Below are 25,582 nucleotides of genomic sequence, written 5' to 3'. Positions count from 1 at the left end.
ACAGTAGAGTAGCGATCGGCATCGTAAGGGCGGCGAATGGTGAACGATATGCGCAATGTGGTAGGAATGCGGTCACCGCGCGCGATGGCGCGGGACCGGATCATCGCGCCGGTCGATGGCCTGCTGCGGCGCGCGGGCATGCTGTCGGTCGCGGCGGGGCTGGTCTGGCCGGTGCAGGCGGCGGCGATCGCATGGGCCATTTCCGGTTGGGTCGGGGGCGATGCCGACGCGGCGCGGACGCTGACCGCCGCCGGGATCATCGCGGCGGGGGGCATCCTGCGCGCGGCCTTGGATCACCGTGCCGGTGCGCTGCTGTTCCGTGCCGCCGATGCGACCATCGCCCGCGAACGGCGCGCACTGATCGGGCGCGAGGCCCGCGCAGTCACCGGCGCAGGCTCGGCCGCCATAGCCTCGCTGGCGGTCCAGAAGCTGCCGCTGCTGCAGCCCTGGATCACGCGCTATCACGTCGCGATGACGCGGGTCTCTGTGCTGCCGCCCGTGCTTCTGGTTCTGGCGTTCTGCCTGTCATGGGTCGTGGGCCTGACGCTGCTGGTCGCGGGGCCGCTGATCCCGCTGTTCATGGCGCTGGTCGGGATGGCCGCCGAACAGGCATCGCGCCGCCAGATGTCCGAGATCGGCACCATGAACGAGATGCTGATGGACCGGCTGGCCGCGCTGTCCGACATCCGCCTTCTGGGCGCGACCGAACGCGCGGCGACGGGCTTTGCCGACCGCGCCGAGGGTTTGCGCCGGCGGACCATGGCGGTGCTTCGGATCGCTTTCCTCTCCTCCACCGTGCTCGAGCTGTTCTCGGCCCTGGGGGTGGCGATGGTCGCGGTCTTCGTGGGCTTCACCCTGCTGGGAGAGATCGGCTTCGGCAGCTGGGGCACCCCCCTGACCCTGGCCGAGGGGCTGTTCCTGCTGCTGATCGCCCCCGAGTTCTTCCAGCCCCTGCGCGATCTTTCGGCGGCCTGGCACGACCGCGCCGCGGGCTTTGCCGTGGTCGAGGAGCTGGAGGCGCTGGACGCGGCCGAGCGTGTCTCGATGATCGGCGATGGCCGGGATGCCGCGCCGCTGCCGGGGGCCTTTGCGCTGCGGCTGTCCGGTGCCGTGGCCGCGCTGCCGGGGCGGCACGTCCGCCTGCCCGAGCTGGAGGTCGCAGTCGGCGGGATCATCGCGGTCACCGGCCCAAGCGGCGCGGGCAAGAGCACGACGCTTGCGGCCATCGCGGGGCTCGTGCCGCTGGATGCGGGGCGGATCGCGGTCTGCGGCACTGATCTAACGCCCGATACGGCGGATGCCTGGCGCGCGCGGCTGGCCTTTGTCCCGCAGCGTCCGCATTTCCCGGACCTGCCGCTGCGTGCCTGGCTGGACCCGCGCAGCACGGGGGCCGATCCCTGGCCCGCGCTGCGCATGGCCGATGCCAGCCGCATCGTCGAGCGCCTGCCCGCGGGCCTGGACACCCGACTGGGCGAAAGCGGCGGCGGCGTATCGGGGGGCGAGGCGCGGCGGCTGATGCTGGCGCGGGCCGTCATGGCGGGCGGCGACCTGATCCTTGCCGACGAGCCGACCGCCGACCTGGACGGGGCGACCGCCGTGCGCATCATCGCATCGCTGCGGCGCATCGCGCAGGCGGGCCGTGCGGTGGTGGTCGCAACCCACGATCCCGCGCTGATCGCGGCAGCCGACGCCCGCGCGAAGGTGGCGGGATGACCCGAATGCTTGGTCTTGTCCGCCTGCTGATCGGCGCCGCCCCCGGCGCGATGATGCGCGGGGCCGCGCTGTCGGTGATCGTCCTGCTGATGGGTGCCGCGCTGCTGGGGCTGTCGGGCTGGTTCATCACCGCGACCGGCGTGGCGGGGCTGGCGGGCATCGGCATCGCCTTCGACGTGTTCCGACCCTCGGCGGGGGTGCGGTTCCTTGCGCTTGGCCGGACGGCGGCGCGTTACGGCGAAAGGCTGCTGACCCACGACGCGATCCTGCACGCGCTGGCGGCGCTGCGCGTCGCGATCCTGCGACGGCATGCGGACCTCGATGCGCGCGCCCTTGCCCGCCTGCGCGGAGAGACGATCCTGACGCGGATGATCGCGGATGTGGATGCGCTGGACGGGCTGATCCTGCGGCTGGTCCTGCCCGTCGCGGCGGGGCTGGTCACGCAGCTTGCGGCCCTGGCCGCGCTGTGGTGGCTGGTCGGGCCGTCGGTGGCGCTGACGGTCGCGGCGGTCCTGCTGCCCGGCGCGGTCATCGTGCTGACCTGGCTGGCGCGGCGCACGCTGCGGCCCGCCGACATGGCAGAGCGCGGCGCGCAGGCGTTGCGGCGCGGCATGATCGACATGATCCGCGACCGCGAGGCCCTGATCCTTGCCGGTCGCCTTCCGGCCCGCGAAACCGCGCTGACCGAGATCGACGATGCGGCCCGTCGCGATGCGGCGATCCTCGACCGGGTCGAGCGTCGGGCCGGGCTGGTCCTGTCGGCGCTTGTGGCGCTGGCCGTCGCGGGGGCGCTGGTCGCGGGCGGGGCGCTGGTCGAGACTGTGGGGCCCGCCCGTGCGGCGATCGGTCTGTTCGTCGCACTGGCCCTGGCCGAGACGCTGCTGCCCCTGCGGCGCGGCTTTGCCGAGATCGGACGCCTTGCGGGCGCTGCCCGTCGCATCGGTCCCGGCCGGGGGCGACCTGCCCCCGACACGCGCCCCGATCTGCCCAACCGGCCCGATCTGGCGGTGTCCCGCCACGATATCGCCTTCACGCTTGGGCCGGGGCAGGCCCTTGCGCTGACCGGCCCGAGCGGCGCGGGCAAGAGCACGCTTCTGCTGGCCGTCGCGGCCATGCTGCCGGGTGACGGCATCCGCATCGCGGGGCGTCCACCCTGCGAATGGAACGAGGCATCGCTGCGCGCGCGCGTCGTGATGCTGCCTCAGCGCAGCGCCCTGATCGGCGGCACCATCCGCGAGAACCTGACCCTTGCGGGCGATTTCGACGACGATGCGCTGTGGGCCGTGCTGGATGTCGTGGCCCTGACGCCCGCCATCCGCGAACGCGGCGGGCTGGATGCGCGGCTGGCCGAAGGGGGCGCGGGCCTGTCGGGCGGGCAGGCCAAGAGGCTGGCCCTTGCGCGCAGCCTGCTGCCCCGCCCGCAGATCCTGCTGCTGGACGAACCGACCGAGGGGCTGGACCCCGATACCGCGGATGCCGTGCTGTCGAACATCCGCGCCTTCCTGCCCGATGCCGCGATCCTGACGGCCATGCATCGCGGGCAGGACCATCCCGTCTTCGATGCCTGCGTCGCGCTGTCGCAACCCGGAAGCCGCTGAAACCCCGCGCGATTTGCGCCAGATCAAATCGCGCGGTCGGCAGGGCTGCTAGAAGATGCGCGCCGCCCCGGCGGCACAGCATCGAAGGAGCCTGCCGCAATGGAACTCGACGTGGTCGAGCTGTCACGCCTGCAATTCGCGATGACGGCGATGTATCATTTCCTCTTCGTGCCGCTGACACTGGGTCTGTCGATCCTGGTCGCGATCATGGAGACCGTCTATGTCATGACGGGCCGCCCGATCTGGCGGCAGATGACGAAATTCTGGGGAACGCTGTTCGGGATCAACTTCGCCCTGGGCGTCGCCACGGGCATCACCATGGAATTCCAGTTCGGCATGAACTGGAGCTATTACAGCCACTATGTCGGGGACATCTTCGGCGCGCCGCTGGCGATCGAGGGGCTGATGGCCTTCTTCCTCGAAGCGACCTTCGTGGGGCTGTTCTTCTTCGGCTGGGACAAGCTGAGCCGCGTGGCCCATCTGGCGGTCGCGTGGCTGGTGGCCATCGGGTCGAACTTCTCGGCGCTGTGGATCCTGATCGCGAACGGCTGGATGCAGAACCCGGTGGGCGCGTCCTTCAACCCCGACACCATGCGGATGGAGATGGACGATTTCTTCGCCGTCCTCTTCAACGAGGTCGCGCAGGCCAAGTTCGTGCATACCGTGTCGGCGGGATACGTCACGGCATCCGTCTTCGTGCTGGGCGTGTCCGCGTGGTACCTGCTGAAGGGCCGCCACACCGCGCTGGCGCGGCGCTCGATCACGGTCGCGGCGTCCTTCGGGCTTGCGGCATCGCTCTCCGTGGTCGTGCTGGGCGACGAGAGCGGCTATGCCGCCAGCCACACGCAGCGCATGAAGCTGGCCGCGATGGAGGGCATGTGGGAAACCCACGAGGCCCCCGCGCCCTTCACCGCCTTCGGCATCCCCGACATCGAGGCGCGCGAGACCCATTACGCGGTCGAGATCCCCTTCGTCATGGGGCTGATCGGCACCCGGTCCCTCGGGACCGAGATCCCGGGCATCAACGACCTGGTGGCCGAGGCCGAGGACCGGATCAAAAGCGGCATCCTCGCCTATGACGCGCTGATGTCGATCCGCGAGATGCGCGATGCGACCCCGCCCGCGATCCGCGACACGTTCGAACAGCACTCGGGCAACCTGGGTTTCGCCTTCCTGCTGCTGCGCTACATGGACGACCCGCGCGACGCGACGCCCGAACAGATCGCGATGACCGCCAACGATACCATTCCGGGCGTGCTGCCGCTGTTCTGGTCCTTCCGCTTCATGGTCGCGCTCGGGTTCCTGTTCATCGGGGTCATGGCCTATTTCTTCTGGCGGTCGTCCTTCCGTCAGCAAAGCTATCCGCGGTGGGCGCTGCGGGTCGCGGTGGCGATCATTCCCGCGCCCTGGATCGCGGCCGAGCTGGGCTGGTTCGTGGCCGAATACGGCCGCCAGCCCTGGACGGTCGACGGCGTGCTGCCGACCGCGCTGTCCGTCAGCCACCTCAGCGTGCAGGACCTTCTGCTGACGCTGGCGGGCTTCGTCACCTTCTACACCATCCTCTTCGTCGTCGAGATGGGCCTGATGCTGAAATACATCCGCAAGGGCCCGTTCCAGGACATCGACGAGACCGAAGCCTGGGAGGCCCGCCACGAGACGCGCCTGCGCGGCGGTGCCGCCCCCGTTCCGACCCCTGCGGAGTGAGCAAGATGATCCTTCACGAACTGATATCCTATGACGTGCTGCGCGTGACCTGGTGGCTTCTGCTGGGGGTCCTGCTGATCGGCTTCGCGCTGACGGACGGCTTCGACATGGGGGTCGGCGCGCTGCTGCCCTTCGTCGGGCGCACCGACACCGAACGGCGCATCGCCATCAATACCGTCGGCCCCGTATGGGAGGGGAACCAGGTCTGGTTCATCCTGGGCGGCGGCGCGATCTTCGCGGCCTGGCCGCCGCTCTATGCGGTCAGCTTCTCGGGGTTCTACCTTGCGATGTTCGCGGTCCTCTGCGCGCTGATCCTGCGGCCCGTCGCGTTCAAGTACCGGTCCAAGCGGCCGTCCCCCGCCTGGCGGAACGGCTGGGACTGGGCGCTGTTCGCGGGGGGCGCGGTGCCCGCGCTGGTCTTCGGGGTCGCGGTCGGCAACGTGCTGCAGGGCGTCCCGTTCGAGCTGACGCCCGATTTGTTCTCGCGCTACGAGGGCAGCTATTTCGGCAAGTTCCTGGGGCTCTTGAACCCCTTCGCGCTGCTGACCGGCGTCGTGTCGCTGGCGATGCTGGTGACGCATGGGGCGGCGTGGCTGTCGCTCAAGGCCCGGGGCGCGGTGGCCGATCGTGCCCGCCGCATCGGCGGTGTCACGGGGGTCGTGACCATCGCGGGATACGTCCTTGCGGGGCTGTGGCTGGCCTTCGGGATCGAGGGTTACGCCATCATCGGAGAGGTCGTGACCGACGGGCCGTCGAACCCGCTCTACTCCGAGGTCGCGCGGACGGACAGCTGGCTTGCGGCCTATGTCGCGCGGCCCTGGATCGTGGTGGCGCCGGTGATGGCGCTGGCGGGCATGTCGCTGGCCGTGGCGGGCCTGCGCGCGGGCCGCGAGGTCTCGACCCTGGTCTGGTCCAAGCTGGGGATCTTCGGGGCCATCGCAAGCGTGGGGCTGACGATGTTCCCGTTCATCCTGCCGTCGTCGCTGCATCCGCGTTCGTCGCTGACGGTCTGGGACAGCTCGTCCTCGCATCTGACGCTGTTCATCATGCTGGTCGCGACGGTGATCTTCATGCCGATCATCCTGGCCTATACGGCCTGGGTCTATCGCGTGCTGTGGGGCAAGGTCGGCGAGGCCGACGTGACTGCCGATTCCGACAGCCTGTACTGAGGGAAAGGAGAGCAACGATGTGGTATTTCGCCTGGCTTCTGGGGCTGCCGCTGGCCGCGATCTTCGCGGTGATGAACGCGATGTGGCTGGAAATGCAGCGCGACCGCGTGCTGGCCGACGAACATGACGACCGCCCGCCCGCGGTCCGTGACTGAGACGAGACGCGGCCCCGGAATCGCTGCCGGGGCCGCGTTGGTTTCGGGGCAGGTGGCCGTCAGACGGTCCCGCCCAGGCTGCCCTCGAGCGCGGCGAGTTCCTGACCGCCCGCCATCATGTCCTGCAGTTCCTCTGGGGTGATCTGCCCGCGCTGCGCGGTGCCAAGCGTCTGGCCCCGGTTCAGCACCGTGAAGCGGTCGCCCACCGCCATCGCGTGGCGCACGTTGTGGGTGATGAACACCACCGCGATCCCCTGCTTGCGCACCTTGTCGATGGTCGCCAGCACATTCGCCGTCTGCCGCACGCCAAGCGCGCTTGTCGGTTCGTCCAGGATCAGCACCTTCGCGCCGAAATGCACGGCCCGCGCGATGGCGACGGTCTGACGCTCGCCGCCCGACAGGGTGCCCACCGCCTGATCGGGGCTGCGCAGGTTGATGCCCATCTTGCGCATCTCCTCCATCGTCACGCGGTTGGCGTAATCGTGGTCGAAGAACTTGAACGGGCCGACCTTCTTCTCGGGCTCGTTGCCCATGAAGAAGTTGCGGCTGACCGACATCAGCGGGATCATCGCCAGATGCTGGTGGACGGTGGCGATCCCCGCGGCGATGGCGTCGCGCGGATCGTTGAAATGCATCGGGCGGCCTTCGAACAGGATCTGGCCGTGGGTCGGCTTGTGGACCCCCGACATGGTCTTGATGAAGGTCGATTTCCCTGCGCCGTTATCGCCCAGAAGGCAATGGCATTCGCCGGGAAAGATGTCGACCGAAACGCCGGCCAGCGCGATCACGCTGCCGAAATGCTTCTCGATATCGGTCATCTGGATGATCGGAGCGTTCCCTTTGGTCATGATCAGCGCTCTCCGGTGATGATGCGGCGGATATTGGTGTTCAGGATCACGGCGCCCAGCAGGATCACCCCCAGGAACACCCGGAAGAGCGAGCTTTCGACATCCGCGAAGAACAGGCCCTGCTGGACGACGCCGAAGATCAGCGCCCCAAGCGCCGCCCCGATGACCGAGCCGTAGCCGCCCGTCAGCAACGCGCCGCCGATGACCACCGCGATGATCGCCTCGAATTCCTTCAGAAGCCCGCGATCGGCGCCTGCGGATCCGAATTCCATCACCTGGCAGACGGCAAAGACCGTCGCGCAGAAGGCGGTGAACATGAACATCAGGATCTTGACCTTGTTGACGGGCACGCCGGAATTGCGCGCGGCCTCGGCATCGCCGCCTGCGGCGAAGATCCAGTTGCCGAATTTCGTGCGCGTCAGGACGACATGGCCGAAGACGATCAGGACCAGCGCCCAGACGATCAGCATGGGGATGCCGTCGACCACCGGCTGCCCGGCGCGGGTGCCGCGATCGAACACCGCGATCAGCCCCATGTCGCCCAGCCAGACGAACAGCCCGCCCAGGATCTTGCCGCCGAACGCCGCGGCCAGCCAGTCGCCCTGCGCCGCGTCGCGGATGCCGCCGATGATGGTCTTCCGCTCGATCATCTGGGGCAGGAAGATGGTGAAGCCGCGCAGGATGAACAGGAAGGCCAGCGTCACGATGAAGCTGGGCAGGCCCGTGCGCACCACGATCCAGCCGTTCAGCGCCCCGATCGCCATGCAGAGCGCGAAGGTCGCAAGGATCGCCATCCACATCGGCCAGCCAAGCGTGACGCCCAGGATCGCGATGATCATGCCCGCGAAGCCGATCATCGAGCCGACCGACAGGTCGAATTCGCCCGCGATCATCAGCAGGCAGGCGCCGACCGCGATGATCATGAACTGCGCCGAGACGACCGCCCAGTTCATCACGCCCTGGCTGTTGAACATGCCGCTGTCGAATGCGAACAGCAGGAAGAAGGTGAAGACCGCGACCGTGCCGACCATGCCGCCCAGTTCGGGCCGGATCAGCGCGCGGCGCAGGGCCGATATTTCCTTGATCCGCTCGTCCTGCGACGGCGAAGTTGAAGCTGCGTCGCCCATCAGCGCGCTCCTGTCGATGTTGCTTGTGGGGAAGGGGCGCCCGATTGCCGGGCGCCCGAATCGTCGCGGCTCAGCGATACTCGCCGGCGAACTGCTCGACCTTCTCGAGGCCCTCTACGGTCACGAAGCCCGGGCCCGCATTGATGTTGTTGCCCGGAAGCACGCCATAGCGGTGATAGTTGGTCATGATCACGACCGGCAGATAGGCCTGCAGGAAGGGCTGCTGGTCGATGCCCCATTCGATGACGCCGGACTTGATCGCCTTGACGATCTCCTCGCCCAGATCGAAGGTGCCGAAATAGATGTCGCCCGCCATGCCGTTTTCCTCCAGCGCCAGCAGGGTCGGATCGGCCGAGACGGGCCCGAGCGTCAGGATCGCGTCGGTGTCGGGATTTGCGGACAGATAGGCCTGCACGCGGTTCTTGATTTCCGCGGGGTCGGCGCCGCTGTCCAGCATCGAGGTGCCCAGCTCGATCCCCAGCCCGTCGGCAAAGCCTTGGCAGCGTTCGGCCAGGGTCGGCTGCTGGATGGCGTGGTTCACGCAGAGGAAGCTTTCGATCCCGTCGCCCTTGGCGCGCTGACCGGCGGCAAGCCCCGCGTCGTATTCGGGCTGGCCCACATACATCAGGGCGCCGACCTCGCGGGCCTGATCGCCGCTGCCGGTGTTCATGATGATCACGTCCACGCCCGAGGCCACGGCATCCATGATCGGCTGCTTCAGCACGTCGTAATCGGCCAGCGTCGTGATGATGCCGTTCGGGCCGGATGCAGCGGCCTGTTCGATGATGCGCGCCATGTCCGCGATGTCGCCGGTGGGCGGGTTGCGGTATTCGACCTCGACATCCAGCTGCTCGCCGGCCAGGGCGATGCCGTTCTTGATGGTGTTCCACCAGCTGTCGCTGTCGGGAGCGTGGCTGACAAGGATGTATTTCTCGCCCTCGGCCATAGCGGCCACGGGGGCGGGGGCGATCGCGGCGGCGATCAGAAGCGTGCGAACCGTTCTCTTCATTGAACCCTCCCAGATTCGTTCAGGCAGGCCATTCGGCCCATCCTCCGCTGAAAAGATAACCACACGTCATGCCATATTGCAACCGGTTGCAATGTGGACGCGCGAAAACTAATGTCCAAAGCTGCACTGACAGGGTATCGGAATGCCAAATCGCAGCGGAGCCGGCATGGTCGTCACATTGAAAGAGGTCGCGGAACGCGCAGGGGTCAGCCGCTCGGCCGTGTCGCGTGCCTTCACGCCCGGCGCCTCGGTCAGCGACAAGACCCGCCGCAAGGTCGAGAAGGCCGCACGGGATCTGGGCTACAGCCCGAACGCGCTGGCCTCGTCGCTGACGACGGGGCGGACGCGGATGATCGGGCTGGTGTCGAACAACTTCCACAACCCGATCTTCCTGTCGATCTTCGACCAGTTCACGCGCGGCCTGCAGGCGCGGGGCCTGCGCCCCCTGCTGGTCAACCTGACCGACGAAGTGGAGCCCGCCAATTCCGTCCGGATGCTGCGACAGTATTCGGTGGATGCGGTGATGGTCGCGTCATCGACCCTGCCGCCCGAATTCTCGCAGGCGTTCCGCGATGCGGGCGTCCCGGTGGTCAACGCCTTCGGGCGATATTCCAGCGCCCCGGACGTGCATGTCGTGGGGATCGACAACGTGGAATGCGGACGCATGGCGGCGCGGACGCTGATTGCGCGGGGCTATGTCGATCTGGCGTTTCTGGGCGGACCCGAGGCCGCGACCTCGACCCAGGACCGGCAGGCGGGGTTCCTGTCGGAACTGGCGGCGCATCCGGACGTGCGCGTCACCTGCAGCCATGCGCGCGCCTACAGCTTCGAGGCCGGGCGTGAGCAGATGCAGCAATTGCTGAAGGATCGGCCCGCGCAGGCCTATTTCTGCGGCGACGACGTGCTGTCCATCGGGGCGATCTCGGCCATCTCGGATGCGGGCCTGTCGGTGCCGGGCGATATCGGCATTCTGGGCCTGAACGACATGGAGGTCGCGGGCTGGGAAAACATTGCCCTGACGACCATCCGCCAGCCCATCCGCGAGATCGTGAATTCCTCGATCGAGCTGATGGTGGCGACGATGGACGATCCCGACCGCTATCCCGAGGCGCGGCTGTTCCCCTGCAGCATCGTCGAGCGCAAGACCCTGCGCCCGCTGCCGTAACCGGGGTGGGGCGGCCCCGAAGGACCGCCCGTACCGTTCATCGGAAGATCGAGGGGCGGGCCTCGACCCATTCGCCCTGGCGCTTGGCGGATGCCACGGCGGCATGGACCGCGGCCATCGACCGCACGCCATCCGCCGCAAGGGGCAACCCGTCGCGGTCATGGCCCGCGATCGCATCGGCCAGATCGCAATAGATGTTCGCGACCGCCAGCGGGAAGCCTTCGGGATGGGCGATGGCCACGCGGCTGAGACGCTGCGCATCGGCGTGCAGGCCGCCTTCGCCCTTCTCGATGATCTGCGTCCGGCCGCCGACGGGCGTATGGATCAGCTGGTTCGGCTGTTCCGATGCCCAACGCAGCCCGCCCGTTTCCCCGAAGACCTGGATGTCGAAGCCGTGCTGCCGCCCGATCGCGACCGAGGATGTCCAGAGACGCCCGACCGTGCCGCCCTCCATCCGGAAGTTGACCATGGCGTCGTCTTCCAGTTCCCGGCTGGGAATGGTCGAGGCGAAATCCGCCGACAGCCGCTCGACCTGATCGTCGGCGATGAAGCTGGCCATGTGCAGCGCGTGGATGCCGCAATCCGCGAATTGCCCCGACACCCCCGCCATCGCGGGGTCATAGCGCCAGCGGACGCGCGGATTGTCCGCATCGGTCGCATCGCCGTGATGGCCGTGGCTGAAGTTCGTGACCACCAGCCGGACCTTGCCGATCTCTCCGTTGCGGACCATCGCGCGGGCCTGCCGGACCATCGGATAGGCCGAATAGCAATAGTTGACCGCACAGATCTTGCCCGTGTCGCGGGCGATGCGGACGATCTCTTCGCCCTCCTCGACGGTCATGGTCATCGGCTTTTCGCACAGCACGTTGAAGCCGGCCTGCAGGAACGCCTTGGTGATCTCGAAATGGGTGGCGTTGGGCGTGGCCACCGTCACCAGATCGATGCGGTCGTCGCGGTTACGCTCACCCTCCAGCATCTCTTGCCAGCCGCCATAGGCGCGGTCGTCGGCGATGCCCAGCCGGGTCGCGTATTCGCGCCCGATCTCGGGGCGGTGGTCCAGCGCGCCCGCGACAAAGTCGAAGCGGCTGTCTGCAAGGGCGCCCAGACGGTGCGCCGGGCCGATCTGGCTGCCTTCGCCACCGCCGATCATGCCCCATTTCAGTTTCGTCATGGCCTGCCCCTTATTTGAAGCCGATTGATTCAAGGTATTCGCGGTTGGCGCGGCTGTCCTCCATGGGGGTCACGTCCATGGTCGGATCGCAATCCTGTTCGACCGTGCACCAGCCCTGGAAGCCTGCATCCAGCAGCACCTGCCGGACCGCCGGGAAATCGACGTCGCCCTGTCCCAGCCTGCAGAAGATGCCCTGACCGCAGGCGTCGTAGAAGCCGGTGCGGTTCTGGATCACCGAAGCCTTCACCTTCGGATCGATATCCTTGAAATGCATATAGGAAATGCGATCCATGTGGCGCTTCATGAAGGCGATGGGATCGAAGCCCGCATAGGAATGGTGGCCGGTGTCGAAGCAGATCTTCAGGATCTTCTCGTCGACCTCGTCCAGCAGGCGTTCCAGTTCCGGTTCGAAATCCATGAAGCCCGCGGCGTGGGCGTGGATGCCGACGGTCAGGCCGTATTCCTCGGTGCCGATGCGGGCGGATTCCGCGATGCGGTCGCGGAAGGACTGCCATTCGGCGCGGTCCATCTGCTCGGCCTCGGAGGCGCGTCCGGCGGTCGGGGCGCGGCGGGGCGAGATGGAATCGATCAGCACCATGTGCTGCGCACCATGCGCCTTCAGCGCGCGGGCGGTGCGGTGGGTGGCGTCCAGCACCTCGTCCCATGCCGCGGGGTCGTGATAGGGGCGGAAGACCACGCCGCCGATCAGTTGCAGGTCATGTTCGGCCAGCGCATCGGCAAGCACCGCGGGGTCTTCGGGCATGAAGCCGACGGGGCCAAGCTCGATCCCCTTGTAGCCGGCCTGGGCGCATTCCTTCAGCACCTGCCGCCAATCGGGATTCCGCGGGTCACCGGCAAATTCCACACCCCAGCTGCAGGGCGCGTTTCCGATACGAATGCTCATCTGGTGTTCTCCGGTGATCAGATGTCTTGAATGTCGATCCAGCGGCGGTCGCTGGCGGATCGCAGGGCGGCCTGGACGACGCGCGTCACCTCCAGCCCGTCGCGGAAGGTCGGCCATACGGGTTGCCCCGTCTCGATCGCCTTCAGGAAATCGCGGGCCTCGATGATGATCTGGTCCTGGTATCCGGTGCCGTGACCCGGCCCCAGGCAGAAGGGCTGATAGTCGGGATGCGCGGGGCCGGTCAGGATCTTGGTGAAGCCGCGCATCGCCTCGTCCCCCTCCATCCGGTACAGCCAGATCGCGTTCTGGTCTTCCTGATCGAAGCGGATCGCGCCCCTGGTCCCCGAGATTTCATAGGCATAGCCCATCTTGCGGCCCGTCGCGATGCGCGAGAAATACATCTGCCCCATCGCGCCATTGTCGAAGCGGACCATCATCTGGGCGTGGTCGTCATTCGTCACCTCGCCGCCGGGGCGGGTGGGGTGGACGGTCTCGATCTCGGCCATGACGCTGGCGATGGGGCCCAGCAGAGCCAGCGCGCCGTTGATCATGTGCGGGGCCAGATCGCCCATGGTGCCGTTCGCCATGCCCGTCGTGCGCCATGTCGCGGGGGCCTGCGGGTCGGCATAGAAATCCTCGGTATGTTCGCCGCGGAACATGGTCACCTGGCCGATTACGCCATCCGCGATCAGCTTGCGCGCATATTGGCTGGCGGGCGTGCGGATATAGTTGAAGCCGACCATGTTGGCCTGGCCGCTGGCCTCGGCGGCGGCGACCATCGCGCGGCTGTCCTCCAGCCCGGCGCCCAGGGGTTTCTCGCAGAAGACCGGCTTGCCAAGGGCAAAGGCGGCCTCGGCGATCTGGCGGTGGGTGTCCTGCGGCGTGGCGATCACGATGGCCTCGACCCGGGGGTCGTTCACCAGTTCGCGCCAATCCGCCGTCGCACGGGCAAAGCCGTATTCGCGGCGATATCGTTCCGCGCTGTCCGGACGCGAGGCGCAGATCATCTCCAGTCGTGGCCGCAGCGTCGTGGCAAAGACCGCGCCCACCGCCGCCATCGCGACCGAATGCGCCTTGCCCATGTAGCCGCCGCCAAGAATTCCAATTCCGATTTCGCGCAACTTTCGTCCCCTCCCCGAAAATCAAATTGCAACCGGTTGCAAAAGTTGTATCGTCAGATTCGACGACCCGCAAGATGCAATCACCCCAAGGCTGCAAGATTAACGAGGCCAGCACCATGACCCAACCGACCATCCGCCTGACGACGGCGCAGGCCATCATCCGCTGGCTGGCGAACCAGTATATCCAGATCGACGGGGCCGAGCATCGCGTCTGCGGCGGCGGTTTCGGCATCTTCGGCCACGGCAACGTGACCTGCCTGGGCGAGGCGCTGAACACCATGCGCGAGGAGCTGCCGCTGTATCGCGGGCAGAACGAGCAGAGCATGGGCTTTGCCGCCGCAGGTTATGCCAAGCAGTGGCTGCGCCAGCGGTTCATGTTCTGCACGGCATCGGCGGGGCCGGGCACTTCGAACCTTCTGACCGCGGCGGCGCTGGCCCATGCCAACCGGCTGCCGATGCTGCTGCTGTGCGGCGACAGCTTCGTGACGCGTCTGCCCGATCCCGTCCTGCAGCAGATGGAGAATTTCAACGATCCCACCTTCGGCGTGAACGACGCCTTCAAGCCGGTGACGCGGTACTGGGACCGGATCGCGCATCCCGCGCAGATCCTGCAATCTCTGCCCAACGCGCTGGCGACGATGCTGGACCCGGCCGATTGCGGGCCCGCCTTCATCGGGCTGCATCAGGATGTGCAGGGCTGGACCTACGATTATCCGGCGGTGTTCTTCGAGAAGAAGGTCCACCGCATCCGCCGCCAGACCCCGGACCAGGCCGAGATCGCCGATGCCATCGCCCTGCTGTCGGGCGCCAAGCGCCCCATGATCATCGCGGGCGGGGGCGTGCAGTATTCCCGCGCGGTGGCCGAACTGACTGCCTTGGCCGAGGCGCATGACATCCCGGTCGTCGAGACCATCGCGGGCCGTGCCAACATGCTGGACGCACACCCGCTGAATATCGGGCCGATCGGGGTCACCGGATCCGACAGCGCCAACGCCATCGCGGCGAAAGCCGACGTGATCCTTGCGGTCGGGACGCGGCTTCAGGACTTCACCACCGGGTCGTGGACGGCCTTCGCGCAGGATGCGCGCTTCGTTTCAGTGAACGCGGCGCGGCACGATGCCAGCAAGCACCTGTCGCTGCCCGTGGTGGGCGATGCGAAACTGTCGCTGACCGCGCTGCACGCAGCCTTGGGCGGATACCGCGCCCCGACCGAATGGGTGGATTTCGCCAAGGCCGAACGCGCGAGCTGGAAGGATTACGTGGCCGAGAACACCCGCGCGGGGAACGGGCCGAACAGCTATGCGCAGGCCATCGGCGTGGTGAACGCGCTGTGCGACAGCCGCGACCGGATCGTCGCGGCGGCAGGCGGTCTGCCCGCCGAGGTTACGGCCAATTGGCGCACGCTGGACACCGGCACGGTCGATGTGGAATTCGGCTTCAGCTGCATGGGTTACGAAATCGCGGGCGCATGGGGCGCGCGCATCGCGCAGGCGCAGCAGGAACCGGATCAGGACACCATCACCTTCTGCGGCGACGGCTCCTATCTGATGCTGAACTCGGACATCTACAGCTCGGTCCTCAGCGACAAGAAGCTGATCGTGATGCTGTTGGACAATGGCGGCTTCGCGGTCATCAACAAGCTGCAGAACAACACCGGCAATGACAGCTTCAACAACCTGATCGCGGATTGCCCGACCGTGACCCGCCCCTTCGGCGTCGATTTCGCGGCCCATGCCGCGGCGATGGGCGCCACCGCCGAGCGTGTCGAGAACCCTGCCGAACTGGCCGAAGCCTTCAAGCGCGCCAAGGCCAGCGACCGGACCTATGTCATCGTGATGAACGTCGATGCCTACGAGGGTTGGACCAAGCAGGGCCATGCCTGGTGGGAGGTCGGCACCCCCCATGTCACCGACAGCGACAAGGTGCGCCAGGCGCATCTGGACTGGGAATCGGGACGCGCGAACCAGCGGAGGGGCGTCTGATGCAGGCGCTTCTGGACGCCATCGCGAAGCGCAGCTTCGTGGTCTTCGGGCGGGCGGGGATGGACCTGTTCGCCGCCACGCCGGGCGTGAAATCCGAAGATGCCGGGATGTTCCAGGCCGATCTGGGCGGTTCCTCGGCCAATATCTGCGCGGGTCTGATCAAGCTGGGCTGCCGCGCGGCGCTGGTGACCAGCGTATCGGACGACGCGGTCGGGCGCTTTGCCGCCAACCGGCTGCGGCATTACGGAGTCGACACGACCCATCTGCAGGTGGTGGGGGGCGAATACCGCCTGTCGCTGGCGGTCTATGAAAGCCGGATCGAGGATTTCCAGAACGTCATCTATCGCAACGGCGCCGTCGATTTCCAGGTGACGCCGCAGGATGTCGAACGCGTCGATTACGCCGCTTTCGGCGCGCTGATCACCGCGGGCACCGTCCTTGCCGCCGACCCCGCGCGCGAGGCGACGTTCCACGCCTTCGACCTTGCGCGTCGGGCGGGGCTGCCGATCATCTTCGACATCGATTATCGCCCCTATTCCTGGCCCTCGCCCGAGGTGGCGGCGCAGGTCCTGTCGCGGGCCGGTGCCGAAAGCGACATGATCGTCGGCAATGACGAGGAATTCGGCTTCATGGCGGGCGGGATCGACAAGGGGCTGGCCAAGGCGCGCGAGCTGGCAGCTCAGGGCAAGCTGGTCGTCTACAAGATGGGCCACAAGGGCGCGATCACCCTCGCGGACGGGCAGGAGATCCGCACCGGCATCTTCCCGGTGACCGCGATCAAGCCCAACGGCGCGGGCGACAGCTTCATGGCGGGGCTGCTGGCGGGGATCGCCGATGGCCGCCCCCTGCACGAGGCCGTTCTGCGCGGTTCGGCCTGCGCCTCGATCGTGGTGTCGCGTCCCGGATGCGCGCCCGCCATGCCCGATACCCAAGGATTGAACGAATTCCTGGCCGCCCATCCCGGCGCGACGGATTGCTGAAGGAAAGACCCATGCATATCGCCCCCTATGACAACCGGAACGAACCCATCGTCGATGTCGATGATGCGCTGGTTCCGCTGAACTATTTCAACATCGTGAAGCTGACGCAGGGCCAGCATTTCGACTATGCCGTGGCGGGCTACGAGACCTGCGTGGTGCCCGCGACGGGCACCGTCGATGTCGCGGTCGATGGCGCGCATTACCCCGATCTGGGCAACCGGACCGAGGATGTCTGGGACGGAGAGCCCGAGGGCGTCTATGTCCCGGTCGGGGCGAAGGTCCGCCTGACCTGCAAGTCCCCGCAGGCCGAGATCTTCGTCGCCGGCGCGAAATACGACCGCGTGCTGGAGCCCTTCGACGTTCGCGCCGCCGATCTGGACGTGGTGCAATACGGGTCCGACGACACCAAGACCCACCGCAAGATCAAGCACATCCTGGGGTCGAACCACCATGACCGTGTGGGCCGCCTGCTGGTCTCGGAGCTGTTCACGGTGGGCGAGGGCGGCTGGTCCGGCTTTCCCAGCCACAAGCACGATACCGACCGCAAGGCCGACGATGGCAGCATGGCCGAAACGCGCCATGACGAGACCTACAATTTCCGATTCAAGCCGAATTACGGCTCGGGGGTCCAGATGCTCCAGCGCGAGGACGGCAAGCCGGGCGATGCCTATCACATCGTGGACGGATCGACGATCTGCCTCGACAAGGGCTATCACCCCTGCGCGGTGCTGCCGGGTTACCAGATGTATTACTTCACCATCCTCGGCGGTTTCAGTCAGCGCAGCCTGAAGCAGCATTTCCAGCCGACCCATGCGCACCAGCTGCACACGATCCCCGGCATCATGGACATGGTGAGCAAGTTCAAATGAGCCTCGTGACCCTTGCCGACGTGCTGCAACCGGCGCTGCGCGGCGGTTATGCCGTCGCGGGCCTCGTGACCCTGGGGTGGGAGGACATGCGCGCCTTCGTCGCCGCCGCCGAGGCCGAGGATTGCCCCGTAATCCTTCAGGCCGGTCCCGGCTGTCGCGCGCATACGCCGCTGCCGGTGCTGGGTGCGATGTTCCGGCACCTTGCGCAGCACGCCTCGGTTCCGGTCGTGGCGCATCTGGATCACGGCTATACCGTCGAGGAATGCCGCGAGGCGATCGCGTGCGGCTTCACCTCGGTCATGTTCGACGGATCGCGCAAACCCTTGGCCGAGAACATCGCCCAGACCCGAGAGATCGTGCAGATGGCCCATGCGGCGGGCGTGTCCTGCGAGGGCGAGATCGGCTTTGTCGGCTATTCCGGCGGCGACGATTCCGCCGGAACCGACCCGGACGAGGCCGCGCGCTTTGCCCGGGAAACCGGCGTGGACGCGATGGCCATCTCGGTCGGCAATGTCCATCTGCAGCGGCAGAAGGAAGGCGGCCTGGACGAGGACCGCATCCGCGCGATCGAGGCCGTGACCGATGTGCCCCTGGTGATCCACGGCGGATCGGGCGTGCCGGTGGCGCAGCGCAGCGCGCTGGCGCGGGGTTCGGCCATCTGCAAGTTCAATATCGGGACCGAACTGCGCATGGCCTTCGGCCAATCGCTGCGCGAGGCCGTCACCCGCGATCCCGACCGCTTCGACCGGGTCGAGATCCTGCGCGAGACGCACGACCCGGTCGTGACGGCGGCGCGCGCCGTCCTGAGTGCGATGAAGCCCGCCTGATCAGTCGTCCCAGTCGGGGGCCAGCGTCTCGGGCGCGACGATCCGGCCATCGGGGCCTGCAAGCGCGTCGATGCGCGCGATCTCGTCGGCGGTCAGCACGATCTCGGCCGCACGCAGGTTGCCTGCCAGCCGCGACGCCTGGGCGGTCTTCGGCAGGGCGATCATGCCCGGCTTGGACAGCAGCCACGCGACCGCGATCGCGGCGGCGCTGGTGCCGTGGGCCTCGGCGATGGCGGCCATCGTGTCGTCCTGCATGACGCGACCCTGCGCCAGCGGGGCATAGGCGGTCAGCGGGATGCCCGCATCCTGCATGAAGGACCGCAGCCGGGTCTGGTCGATGAAGGGATGCATCTCGACCTGGTTCGTGGCGATGGGCGCGCGCATGATCCCCTGTGCCTCGGCCAGCATGGCGGTGGTGAAGTTCGACACGCCGCCGAACCGGACCTTGCCCTCGTCGATCAGCGCGTCCAGCACGGGCAGCGTCTCGGACAGGGGAATGTCCCTGGACGGCCAGTGCAGCAGCAGCAGGTCGATGTGATCGGTCCCGAGCGCGCGCAGGCTTGCCTCGGTCGCCTTGCGGAAATCGGCGGCGGCGAAGTCGCGCGGCAGGATCTTGGTCGTCACGAAGATCCGGTCGCGCGGGGTGTCGGCGGCGCGGATGCCTTCGCCGACCTCGGCCTCGTTCTCGTAGGCCTGCGCGGTGTCGATATGGCGGTACCCTTCGGCCAGCGCGGCCTTGGTGATCTCGCGCGCCTCGCCCGCGTCCATCCTGAAGGTTCCCAGCCCAAGGCTGGGGATCGCGGAGGGGCCGATATTTTGGATCGTCATGTCGTCTGCTCCTTCCAAAGCGTCTTTCGTGGCCAAGATGGATGCGCTAGGTCTTTGCGTGAACGGAAGGTTTGGCAAAGGGGCTTTGCGTCGGATGCACGAATTGCCACAGACGCGCGATCTGGCGGTGTTCGTCGCCGTGGTCGAGGGCGGAGGCTTTGCCGAGGCCGGGCGCAGGCTGGGCGTCGCGCCCTCGACCCTCAGCCGGACGGTCACGCGGCTCGAGGAGTTGCTGAACGTCAGCCTGCTGCGCCGCTCGACCCGCGCGATCGAGCTGACCCCCGAAGGCCGCCAGCTGCTGCAATCGGCGCAGGAAATCGTGCGCCAGACCGAGGCGCTGGCCGATCTGGCGCAGGGCAGCCGGACGCCGCGCGGTCCGCTGCGCGTCAACGCGCCGGTGCCCTTCGTCCTGCACGTGATCGCGCCGCGCCTGGCCGAATTCCACGCCCGCCACCCGCTGGTCGAGCTGACGCTGGACATGACCGACCGCACCGTCGACCTGATCGAGAGCAGGGCCGACATCGCGATCCGCTTCGGCCCCCTCGCCGACAGCGACCTGCTGCACCGCCCGCTTGGCCGCGCGCCGTGGAAGCTGTGCGCCGCGCCGGATTATCTGGACCGGAACGGCTGGCCGCACGATCCTGCCGACCTGGCGCGCCTGTCGCAGGTGCGTTTCACCGCGCCCGATCACATCAACACGCTGCGTTTTCGCGGGTTGGACGCCCCCGTCGCCGTGCCCGCCGCCGTCAGCGCCGCGAACGGAGAGGCGGTGCGCAGCCTCGTGATCGGGGGCATGGGGATCGCCCGCTTCTCGGATTTCATGGTGGCCCGCGACATCGCCGAGGGGCGCCTGGTCGAGCTGTTCCCCGACCGGCTGGAGGCCGCGCCCCTGGACATCACGGCGCTGTTCCTGACCCGCAGTTCGGGTTTGCGGCGGCTGGCGGTCTTCCTCGATTGGCTGGCCGAGATCCTGCAGGACCGCGATCAGGCCGCGGGGTGATCGCTGCCATAGAGGCCCGCGGTATCGCGGCGCAGCTGCCGGTTCTCGACCTGCGCAAGATAGCTGCGCGCAAGATCGACATCGCCGCGCCCCTCGCGCAGCGCCTTCTGCCACAACCGCAACGCCGAGCGCGGCGACCAGGGCAGCGCCGCATGGGCCAGCCAGTCGCGCAACTGGCCGGGCAGGCGGTCGTATTCCGCCATCGGATCGACGGTCCTGCGGCGTCGGCGCAGCTGACTGCGCGTGTTTCGACCGGTCGCCTGCATCACGCGATCCTCCATTCGGGGAAGGGGTCGGGCAGGGCGGCCCATTCCTGCGGGCGCAGGCTGTCGGCGCCTTGCAGCAATGCGCCGTCCAGCGCCGCCGTGATCGCGGCCCGATCCATCGCGATCCCGATGAAGACCAGCTCTTGCCGCCGGTCGCCGAAAGGTTCGGACCAGTGGCGGTCCAGGTAATCCCGTGCCTGCGCATGGTCCGGCCAGCGGTCGCGTGGCACTGCCGCCCACCACGTCCCCGACGGGCGGATGCTGGCCATCGTCCCTGCCAACGAGAACTCGGCCAGCCAGTCGGGCCGCGTCGCGATCCAGAGATGACCCTTGGCGCGGATCACTCCGGGCAGATCGCCCGCAAGAACCTCGTGGATGCGGGCCGGATCGAAGGGCCTGCGCGCGCGATAGGTGAAGCTCTCGATGCCGTATTCGAGGGTCTCGGGGGTGTGATCGGCAAAGCCGTGCAGCTCCTTGGCCCAGGTCGAATGCAGATGCGCGCGGTCGAAATCGAAAAGGCCGGTATCCAGGATGCGGTCCGCCGGCACCTGCCCGTGATCCGCGGCCAGAACCTGCGCATCGGGGTTAAGCGCGCAAACGATGCGCTGCGCAAGGGCCAGCCGATCCGGGCCTGCATCGGTCGCCTTGTTCAGCACGATCACGTCGGCGAACTCGATCTGGTCGACCAGCAGATCGACGATGCTGCGCCGGTCCTGGTCGTCGGCGGCCTCGCCCCGGTCGCGCGCAAGGTCCTGGCTGTCGAAATCGCGGGCCAGCGTGGTGGCATCGACGACCGTGACCATCGTGTCCAGCCGCGCCACGTCGGTCAGGCTGTCGCCGTTCTGGTCGCGGAACTCGAATGTCGCGGCGACGGGCAGCGGCTCCGAGATGCCCGTGCTTTCGATCAGCAGGTGGTCGAAGCGTTTCTGCTCCGCAAGGCGCCGCACCTCGGTCAGCAGGTCGTCGCGCAGCGTGCAGCAGATGCAGCCGTTCGACATCTCGACCAGCGTTTCCTCGGCATGGCTCAGTTCCGCGCCGCCATTCCGGATCAGGTCGGCATCGATGTTCACGTCCGACATGTCGTTGACGATGACGGCGACGCGGCGGCCTTCGCGGTTGTGCAGGACCCGGTTCAGAAGCGTCGTCTTGCCCGCGCCAAGAAAGCCCGAGAGGATCGTGACGGGCAGGCGGTCGTCGAGGGGCATGGGGTCTCCGTTACGTGATACTGTAACGCACATACCGCCGGAGACGAATGGCCGCAAGACCACCGCAGGAATGAAAAGGACCGCCGGCCCCGGTCTGGGGCGGGCGGTCCATCGCTTCAGGGACGGATCGTGGCGCGGCGATCAGAAGTAGCCGTGGCTCGAATTGTCGACCGGGCCTTCGGGCGCCTGGATCTTGGTCACGGTGACCGTATCGTCGGCGGACAGACCCGCATCGACCAGTTCGCGGGTGGTCATGACGCTGCCTGCGGCGACCTCTACGGTGGCGACGGCTTGGGCTTCGCGGTTCGATCCGCCGATCGGCCCCGAGCTGCTGGCCTGAGCGACACCGGTGGCAAGGGCGAGGGCGGCGATGGCGTAGGTGACGGTTTTCATTTTCAAACTCCTGGTTCTTGGGTGGCGGGCCGTCTTGGGTCCGTCTTCATGAACAGGAGATAGGCGCCGACCCCGCACGTGATTACCCGCCGGATTCGATCTTCAGAGTTCGCCCTCGGGAAACAATCGCGGGGTTGAAATGCCGGGGTGCGTGCACTGGCGCTGTCTCGACAGTCATGGATCCAACCGCTAGGCAAGGCGCGATCAGGGGTTTCAAGGGGCCGACGCGATGCTCATCGTCCACGCAGGCATGCACAAGACCGGCAGCAGCTCGATCCAGGAAACCTTCTTCGGGCTGCGTCGGCAGGGCGTCAGCTACTTCAATCCGGGGCGCAAGAACCACGGCGTGGCCTTCGAGGCCCTGACCAATCCCGACCCCGAGAACAACTTCGCGTTTCGTCAGCTTGGGATATCCGGCGACAGGCTGACGGATATGAAGCGCGAGACATATGCGAAGTTCGATGCCTTCCTGCGGGAGCTTCGTGGGATCGGCATTTTTTCTGCCGGGGCGATCAGCCTGCCCCAGGACGACGGTCGGATCATCGCGTTCCGGGATATCCTGGCGCAGTTCGATCTGCCGCTGCGGGTGGTCATGTATCTGCGACCACCGCATTCCTTCATGGAAAGCGCCTTCCAGCAGCGGGTGAAGGCGGGCGGGCTCGGTCGGATAGAGCCGTTGGGTCTGTGGCCGCAATATCGCAAGCGGGTCGAGCGCCTCGATCAGGCATTCGGGCATGACCGGGTCGAGCTTCGGGTGTTCGACCCGACCCGTTTCCCGCAGGGCGATGTCGTTCGCGATTTCGCGGAACTGGTCGGAGTCACGCTGCAGGACCACGAGATCCGGCGGGTCAACGAGGGGCTGAGCGCCGAGGCTGTCGCCCTCATTTACTTCCAGCGAAAATTCGGCGGGGGGCTGGAGACCGAAGGCCCCGGCCGACCGGCGCGGAACGAAAGGTGGGTTCAGGCCCTGAACGGGATCGGCAAGCGAAAGCTGGGGCTGTCCGACAACCTTCTTGCGCCCGCGTTCGAGCGTCACCGGGCGGACCTCGAATGGATCGAAGGGCGGATCGGATCGAAGCTTGTCGATCCGGCCAGCAAGGACCGCGTCACCATCGACAGCGAGGATGATCTGCTGGACCTTGCCGCCGACAACCTGAAGCACGTCCAGCGCATTTTGGCCGAGCGGCTTCGGGAAACCGAGTTCTCGGACCACGCCCCGGCAGTCGGCATGCTGGAGCTGCTGCGGACGCTGGCCTGATCTGCGGCCCTACCGCCCCGTGATGCCCTCGAGCGGGGGCAGGGGGCGCGGTTGGGTGACCAGATGCGGCTTGCGGCGTTCATAGAAGGCGTTGCCCCCCGCCGTCACGACATAGTGCATGTTGTCATAGCCCGCGCGATAGCTTGCGGCGTGGAAGAACTCGGCCCGCCCGACCAGCGGATGGCGTTCACCGCGCAGGACCGAGGCGGCAGCGCCCCGGATCTGTGGGGCGGTGCGCAGGTCCATCCTGCGCGTCATCACCCCGCTTGCGAACTGGTTCTTCTGCCCGACGACGGCGCAGACGCTGTTGGGATATTCGGGCGACCTGACGCGGTTCATCACGACGCTGCCCACGGCGATCATCCCGTCGCGGCTGGAGCGGATGGATTCGAAGTACATCGCCCGCTCCATGCATTCCTGCGCGGACCGGTTCGAAGGCATGCCGCAACCGGCAAGGGCGGCCACGAGGGCCAGTGTCGCGGCGGGGGCGAAGCGCATCCTGTCATCCATTCGCTGGTGTTCGTCGCGCGACACTGCCACGTCGCCCGCGCCCGTGCCAGAGGTTCGGAAGAATGCGACGGATCCTCGGCGGTTCCGCACCGGTCGCGGGGTGCGCGGGGCGCGACGGATGCCGCCCCGCGCGGGTCTGCGCGATCAGCCGCGCATTTCCTTCAGCGACGCGCTGTCCAGAACGTGGGGCGTGTCATATGCGGCCTGGTCCAGCTCGCCCTCGCTCTTGGCGACGAGGACGGTCACGGCGGCGTCGCCCGTGACGTTCAGCGCGGTGCGCGCCATGTCCAGGATCCGGTCGATCCCCGCGATGATCGCGACGCCTTCCAGCGGCAGCCCGACCGAGGTCAGCACCAGCGACAGCATGATCAGGCCCGCGCCCGGAACGCCCGCCGTGCCGATCGAGGCCAGCGTCGCCGTCAGGACGATGGTGACGTAATCGCCCATCGCCAGATCGACGTTGAAGGCCTGCGCCACGAACAGCGCGCAGACGCCCTGATACAGCGCGGTCCCGTCCATGTTGATCGTCGCGCCAAGCGGCAGTACGAAGCTGGACACGCCCTTCGACGCCCCGAGGTTGCGCTGCACCGCCGTCATCGTGACCGGCAGCGTCCCCGAGCTGGAGGTGCTGGTGAAGGCCACCATCTGCGGCTCCAGCACGCCCTGGAAGAAGCGCACCGGGTTCAGCCCGCCGCCAAGGCGGATCATCCCGCCATAGACGACCAGCGCGTGGATGACGCAGCCCAGATAGACCGCGAAGATCACCGCGCCTAGGGGCAGCAGCAGCTCCAGCCCATAGGTGCCCGCGACCCAGACCATCAGCGCGAAGACGCCATAGGGGGCGAAGCCGATGATGATGCTGGTCAGCTTGTAGATCACCTCGGACAGGCTGTCGAAGAAGTCGCGGACGATACGCCCCTTCTCGCCCGCCATGTTGATCGCGATGCCGAACAGGATGGCGAAGACGATGATCTGCAGCACGTTCCCCTCGGCCGAGGCCGAGACCGGGTTCGTCGGCACCAGCCCCACGATCGTGTCGACCAGGCTGGGGGCGTCCTTGGCCTCCATCGCGGCGGCGGCCGACATGTCGATGCCCGCGCCCGGCTGGATCACTGCGCCCAGCACCAGCCCGATGGTGATCGCGACGGCGGTCGTCATCAGGTACAGCGCGACCGTCTTCAGCCCGATCCGCCCCATCTTGGACATGTCGTGCATCGAGGTCATGCCGACGACCAGCGACACGAAGATCAGCGGCACGATCAGCATCTTGATCGCGTTGACGAAGATCGTGCCGATGGGCTTGATCGCCTCGGCGGCGGCTTCGTTGCCGGTCTGGTTCAGCACGACGCCGATGACGACGCCCGCCGCCAGCGCCAGGAAGATCTGCTTCCACAAGAGCATGGACCGCCAGCGCCCCCAGAGGCCGCGCGGTGCATCAGATCTGTCGTTCATGTCTCACTCTCTTCTGTTGGTATTTTTCCGGTGCCTGCATCGGGGCCGTGCCGCCCGATGTCGGGGTTGCTGCCGCGATGGCGGTCGTTCTTGCGGTCGGGGCACCTGCCCGTCGCTGTTCTTCCTTCCCCGCCGGGCCGTGTCGGGCCCAAGCATTCCCCTTTTGCCGGCGCATGCGCCGGCCTGCCCCCAATAATCCGATCCGGGGACATAATCTATGTGAATTCGGATGGCGCGGGGCGCCGGCCTGCTAGGCTCCAGACTCGTTAATTTTCAAAGCCAGAAGATGACAGTTGCGGCGAGAGCGACGGCGGACAGAAAGACCCTC

Annotated in this window: 24 protein-coding genes; 12 read left to right on the top strand and 12 right to left on the bottom strand. The window is 67.3% G+C overall.

Features of this window, described 5'->3' with window-relative positions; translation table 11 throughout:
- Positions 1 to 66 precede the first annotated feature (66 nt).
- From QMZ16_RS06440 to cydX, 5 genes are all read left to right on the top strand, one after another.
- Positions 67 to 1,713, top strand: a complete 1,647-nt coding sequence (locus QMZ16_RS06440) for an ATP-binding cassette domain-containing protein (RefSeq protein WP_282602585.1) — start codon at positions 67 to 69, stop codon at positions 1,711 to 1,713.
- Positions 1,710 to 3,311, top strand: a complete 1,602-nt coding sequence (locus QMZ16_RS06435) for an ATP-binding cassette domain-containing protein (RefSeq protein WP_282602584.1) — start codon at positions 1,710 to 1,712, stop codon at positions 3,309 to 3,311. Before QMZ16_RS06440 ends, QMZ16_RS06435 begins: the two co-directional genes overlap by 4 nt.
- Before the next feature lie 99 nt (positions 3,312 to 3,410).
- A complete protein-coding gene (locus tag QMZ16_RS06430) occupies positions 3,411 to 5,015 on the top strand; it encodes a cytochrome ubiquinol oxidase subunit I (RefSeq protein WP_282602583.1) in 1,605 nt (534 codons plus the stop codon).
- A gap of 5 nt (positions 5,016 to 5,020) precedes the next feature.
- Positions 5,021 to 6,184 carry a cytochrome d ubiquinol oxidase subunit II gene (cydB, locus tag QMZ16_RS06425; RefSeq protein ID WP_282602582.1) on the top strand — a complete coding sequence of 388 codons (1,164 nt, stop codon included), beginning with the start codon at positions 5,021 to 5,023 and terminating at the stop codon, positions 6,182 to 6,184.
- A gap of 17 nt (positions 6,185 to 6,201) precedes the next feature.
- Positions 6,202 to 6,339, top strand: coding sequence for a cytochrome bd-I oxidase subunit CydX (gene cydX / locus QMZ16_RS06420; RefSeq protein WP_022706080.1), 138 nt, complete (start codon positions 6,202 to 6,204; stop codon positions 6,337 to 6,339).
- A gap of 59 nt (positions 6,340 to 6,398) precedes the next feature.
- Here cydX and QMZ16_RS06415 read toward each other — a convergent pair whose 3' ends face one another.
- The 3 genes from QMZ16_RS06415 to QMZ16_RS06405 form a co-directional block, all read right to left on the bottom strand.
- Positions 6,399 to 7,187: an ATP-binding cassette domain-containing protein gene (locus tag QMZ16_RS06415; RefSeq protein WP_282602581.1), complete on the bottom strand. Its 789-nt coding sequence runs from the start codon at positions 7,185 to 7,187 to the stop codon at positions 6,399 to 6,401.
- 2 nt (positions 7,188 to 7,189) lie between these two features.
- A complete protein-coding gene (locus QMZ16_RS06410; RefSeq protein WP_282602580.1) occupies positions 7,190 to 8,314 on the bottom strand; it encodes an ABC transporter permease in 1,125 nt (374 codons plus the stop codon).
- 70 nt (positions 8,315 to 8,384) lie between these two features.
- Positions 8,385 to 9,260 (bottom strand): sugar ABC transporter substrate-binding protein, encoded by an 876-nt coding sequence (locus tag QMZ16_RS06405; RefSeq protein ID WP_282602715.1) that lies wholly within the window; start codon positions 9,258 to 9,260, stop codon positions 8,385 to 8,387.
- Positions 9,261 to 9,489: 229 nt separating this feature from the next.
- Here QMZ16_RS06405 and QMZ16_RS06400 point away from each other — a divergent pair, with 229 nt between their 5' ends.
- Positions 9,490 to 10,488 (top strand): LacI family DNA-binding transcriptional regulator, encoded by a 999-nt coding sequence (locus QMZ16_RS06400; protein WP_282602579.1) that lies wholly within the window; start codon positions 9,490 to 9,492, stop codon positions 10,486 to 10,488.
- Positions 10,489 to 10,525: 37 nt separating this feature from the next.
- On the opposite strand, the gene QMZ16_RS06395 is transcribed toward QMZ16_RS06400, so the two are convergent.
- Genes QMZ16_RS06395 through QMZ16_RS06385 form a run of 3 tightly spaced genes read right to left on the bottom strand, consistent with a single transcriptional unit; the run spans position 10,526 to position 13,684 of the window.
- Positions 10,526 to 11,659: a Gfo/Idh/MocA family oxidoreductase gene (locus tag QMZ16_RS06395; RefSeq protein ID WP_282602578.1), complete on the bottom strand. Its 1,134-nt coding sequence runs from the start codon at positions 11,657 to 11,659 to the stop codon at positions 10,526 to 10,528.
- 10 nt (positions 11,660 to 11,669) lie between these two features.
- A complete protein-coding gene (locus QMZ16_RS06390; protein WP_282602577.1) occupies positions 11,670 to 12,563 on the bottom strand; it encodes a TIM barrel protein in 894 nt (297 codons plus the stop codon).
- Between the two features lie 17 nt (positions 12,564 to 12,580).
- Positions 12,581 to 13,684: a Gfo/Idh/MocA family oxidoreductase gene (locus QMZ16_RS06385; RefSeq protein ID WP_282602576.1), complete on the bottom strand. Its 1,104-nt coding sequence runs from the start codon at positions 13,682 to 13,684 to the stop codon at positions 12,581 to 12,583.
- 116 nt (positions 13,685 to 13,800) lie between these two features.
- Between QMZ16_RS06385 and iolD the strand changes: the two genes are divergently transcribed.
- Genes iolD through QMZ16_RS06365 form a run of 4 tightly spaced genes read left to right on the top strand, consistent with a single transcriptional unit; the run spans position 13,801 to position 18,342 of the window.
- The gene (iolD, locus tag QMZ16_RS06380; RefSeq protein ID WP_282602575.1) at positions 13,801 to 15,666 is read left to right on the top strand and encodes a 3D-(3,5/4)-trihydroxycyclohexane-1,2-dione acylhydrolase (decyclizing); all 1,866 of its coding nucleotides are present in this window, start codon (positions 13,801 to 13,803) and stop codon (positions 15,664 to 15,666) included.
- Complete coding sequence (iolC, locus tag QMZ16_RS06375) at positions 15,666 to 16,646, top strand: 5-dehydro-2-deoxygluconokinase (protein WP_282602574.1); 981 nt, start codon at positions 15,666 to 15,668, stop codon at positions 16,644 to 16,646. Before iolD ends, iolC begins: the two co-directional genes overlap by 1 nt.
- 11 nt (positions 16,647 to 16,657) lie before the next feature.
- Positions 16,658 to 17,515, top strand: coding sequence for a 5-deoxy-glucuronate isomerase (locus tag QMZ16_RS06370; protein ID WP_282602573.1), 858 nt, complete (start codon positions 16,658 to 16,660; stop codon positions 17,513 to 17,515).
- Positions 17,512 to 18,342 (top strand): class II fructose-bisphosphate aldolase, encoded by an 831-nt coding sequence (locus QMZ16_RS06365; RefSeq protein WP_282602572.1) that lies wholly within the window; start codon positions 17,512 to 17,514, stop codon positions 18,340 to 18,342. Before QMZ16_RS06370 ends, QMZ16_RS06365 begins: the two co-directional genes overlap by 4 nt.
- On the opposite strand, the gene QMZ16_RS06360 is transcribed toward QMZ16_RS06365, so the two are convergent.
- Positions 18,343 to 19,170: an aldo/keto reductase gene (locus QMZ16_RS06360; RefSeq protein ID WP_282602571.1), complete on the bottom strand. Its 828-nt coding sequence runs from the start codon at positions 19,168 to 19,170 to the stop codon at positions 18,343 to 18,345.
- 94 nt (positions 19,171 to 19,264) lie between these two features.
- On the opposite strand from QMZ16_RS06360, the gene QMZ16_RS06355 reads away from it, so the two are divergent.
- On the top strand, positions 19,265 to 20,170 hold the full coding sequence (locus QMZ16_RS06355) for a LysR family transcriptional regulator (protein WP_282602570.1): 906 nt from the start codon (positions 19,265 to 19,267) through the stop codon (positions 20,168 to 20,170).
- Here the strand turns inward: QMZ16_RS06355 and QMZ16_RS06350 are convergent.
- The 3 genes from QMZ16_RS06350 to QMZ16_RS06340 all read right to left on the bottom strand — a co-directional run bounded on the left by QMZ16_RS06350 (position 20,155) and on the right by QMZ16_RS06340 (position 22,034).
- Complete coding sequence (locus QMZ16_RS06350; protein WP_282602569.1) at positions 20,155 to 20,436, bottom strand: DUF6525 family protein; 282 nt, start codon at positions 20,434 to 20,436, stop codon at positions 20,155 to 20,157. The two genes, QMZ16_RS06355 and QMZ16_RS06350, sit on opposite strands and share 16 nt — an antisense overlap.
- Positions 20,436 to 21,641, bottom strand: coding sequence for a GTP-binding protein (locus tag QMZ16_RS06345; RefSeq protein WP_282602568.1), 1,206 nt, complete (start codon positions 21,639 to 21,641; stop codon positions 20,436 to 20,438). The genes QMZ16_RS06350 and QMZ16_RS06345 overlap by 1 nt, the downstream gene beginning before the upstream one ends.
- Positions 21,642 to 21,782: 141 nt before the next feature.
- Positions 21,783 to 22,034 (bottom strand): hypothetical protein, encoded by a 252-nt coding sequence (locus tag QMZ16_RS06340; RefSeq protein WP_282602567.1) that lies wholly within the window; start codon positions 22,032 to 22,034, stop codon positions 21,783 to 21,785.
- A gap of 229 nt (positions 22,035 to 22,263) precedes the next feature.
- Between QMZ16_RS06340 and QMZ16_RS06335 the strand changes: the two genes are divergently transcribed.
- Complete coding sequence (locus QMZ16_RS06335) at positions 22,264 to 23,292, top strand: hypothetical protein (RefSeq protein ID WP_282602566.1); 1,029 nt, start codon at positions 22,264 to 22,266, stop codon at positions 23,290 to 23,292.
- A gap of 9 nt (positions 23,293 to 23,301) precedes the next feature.
- On the opposite strand, the gene QMZ16_RS06330 is transcribed toward QMZ16_RS06335, so the two are convergent.
- Both QMZ16_RS06330 and QMZ16_RS06325 read right to left on the bottom strand, forming a co-directional pair.
- On the bottom strand, positions 23,302 to 23,733 hold the full coding sequence (locus QMZ16_RS06330; RefSeq protein WP_282602714.1) for a cell wall hydrolase: 432 nt from the start codon (positions 23,731 to 23,733) through the stop codon (positions 23,302 to 23,304).
- Positions 23,734 to 23,946: 213 nt separating this feature from the next.
- Positions 23,947 to 25,254, bottom strand: coding sequence for a dicarboxylate/amino acid:cation symporter (locus QMZ16_RS06325; RefSeq protein WP_282602565.1), 1,308 nt, complete (start codon positions 25,252 to 25,254; stop codon positions 23,947 to 23,949).
- Positions 25,255 to 25,582 lie beyond the last annotated feature (328 nt).

The sequence above is a fragment of the Paracoccus sp. PARArs4 genome (assembly GCF_947311865.1).
Classification (GTDB): domain Bacteria; phylum Pseudomonadota; class Alphaproteobacteria; order Rhodobacterales; family Rhodobacteraceae; genus Paracoccus; species Paracoccus zeaxanthinifaciens.
Note: the sequence above shows the minus strand (reverse complement) of the source record. Positions and strands in the feature narration are given on the sequence as shown.

Excerpts from the sequence above, each read along its gene's own strand:
- QMZ16_RS06440 (WP_282602585.1), top strand. The coding sequence starts at position 67 with ATGCGGTCACCGCGCGCGATGGCGCGGGACCGGATCATCGCGCCGGTC.
- QMZ16_RS06435 (WP_282602584.1), top strand. The coding sequence starts at position 1,710 with ATGACCCGAATGCTTGGTCTTGTCCGCCTGCTGATCGGCGCCGCCCCC.
- QMZ16_RS06430 (WP_282602583.1), top strand. The coding sequence starts at position 3,411 with ATGGAACTCGACGTGGTCGAGCTGTCACGCCTGCAATTCGCGATGACG.
- cydB (WP_282602582.1), top strand. The coding sequence starts at position 5,021 with ATGATCCTTCACGAACTGATATCCTATGACGTGCTGCGCGTGACCTGG.
- cydX (WP_022706080.1), top strand. The coding sequence starts at position 6,202 with ATGTGGTATTTCGCCTGGCTTCTGGGGCTGCCGCTGGCCGCGATCTTC.
- QMZ16_RS06415 (WP_282602581.1), bottom strand. The coding sequence starts at position 7,187 with ATGACCAAAGGGAACGCTCCGATCATCCAGATGACCGATATCGAGAAG.
- QMZ16_RS06410 (WP_282602580.1), bottom strand. The coding sequence starts at position 8,314 with ATGGGCGACGCAGCTTCAACTTCGCCGTCGCAGGACGAGCGGATCAAG.
- QMZ16_RS06405 (WP_282602715.1), bottom strand. The coding sequence starts at position 9,260 with ATGGCCGAGGGCGAGAAATACATCCTTGTCAGCCACGCTCCCGACAGC.
- QMZ16_RS06400 (WP_282602579.1), top strand. The coding sequence starts at position 9,490 with ATGGTCGTCACATTGAAAGAGGTCGCGGAACGCGCAGGGGTCAGCCGC.
- QMZ16_RS06395 (WP_282602578.1), bottom strand. The coding sequence starts at position 11,659 with ATGACGAAACTGAAATGGGGCATGATCGGCGGTGGCGAAGGCAGCCAG.
- QMZ16_RS06390 (WP_282602577.1), bottom strand. The coding sequence starts at position 12,563 with ATGAGCATTCGTATCGGAAACGCGCCCTGCAGCTGGGGTGTGGAATTT.
- iolD (WP_282602575.1), top strand. The coding sequence starts at position 13,801 with ATGACCCAACCGACCATCCGCCTGACGACGGCGCAGGCCATCATCCGC.
- iolC (WP_282602574.1), top strand. The coding sequence starts at position 15,666 with ATGCAGGCGCTTCTGGACGCCATCGCGAAGCGCAGCTTCGTGGTCTTC.
- QMZ16_RS06370 (WP_282602573.1), top strand. The coding sequence starts at position 16,658 with ATGCATATCGCCCCCTATGACAACCGGAACGAACCCATCGTCGATGTC.
- QMZ16_RS06365 (WP_282602572.1), top strand. The coding sequence starts at position 17,512 with ATGAGCCTCGTGACCCTTGCCGACGTGCTGCAACCGGCGCTGCGCGGC.
- QMZ16_RS06360 (WP_282602571.1), bottom strand. The coding sequence starts at position 19,170 with ATGACGATCCAAAATATCGGCCCCTCCGCGATCCCCAGCCTTGGGCTG.
- QMZ16_RS06355 (WP_282602570.1), top strand. The coding sequence starts at position 19,265 with ATGCACGAATTGCCACAGACGCGCGATCTGGCGGTGTTCGTCGCCGTG.
- QMZ16_RS06350 (WP_282602569.1), bottom strand. The coding sequence starts at position 20,436 with ATGCAGGCGACCGGTCGAAACACGCGCAGTCAGCTGCGCCGACGCCGC.
- QMZ16_RS06345 (WP_282602568.1), bottom strand. The coding sequence starts at position 21,641 with ATGCCCCTCGACGACCGCCTGCCCGTCACGATCCTCTCGGGCTTTCTT.
- QMZ16_RS06340 (WP_282602567.1), bottom strand. The coding sequence starts at position 22,034 with ATGAAAACCGTCACCTACGCCATCGCCGCCCTCGCCCTTGCCACCGGT.
- QMZ16_RS06335 (WP_282602566.1), top strand. The coding sequence starts at position 22,264 with ATGCTCATCGTCCACGCAGGCATGCACAAGACCGGCAGCAGCTCGATC.
- QMZ16_RS06330 (WP_282602714.1), bottom strand. The coding sequence starts at position 23,733 with ATGCCTTCGAACCGGTCCGCGCAGGAATGCATGGAGCGGGCGATGTAC.
- QMZ16_RS06325 (WP_282602565.1), bottom strand. The coding sequence starts at position 25,254 with ATGAACGACAGATCTGATGCACCGCGCGGCCTCTGGGGGCGCTGGCGG.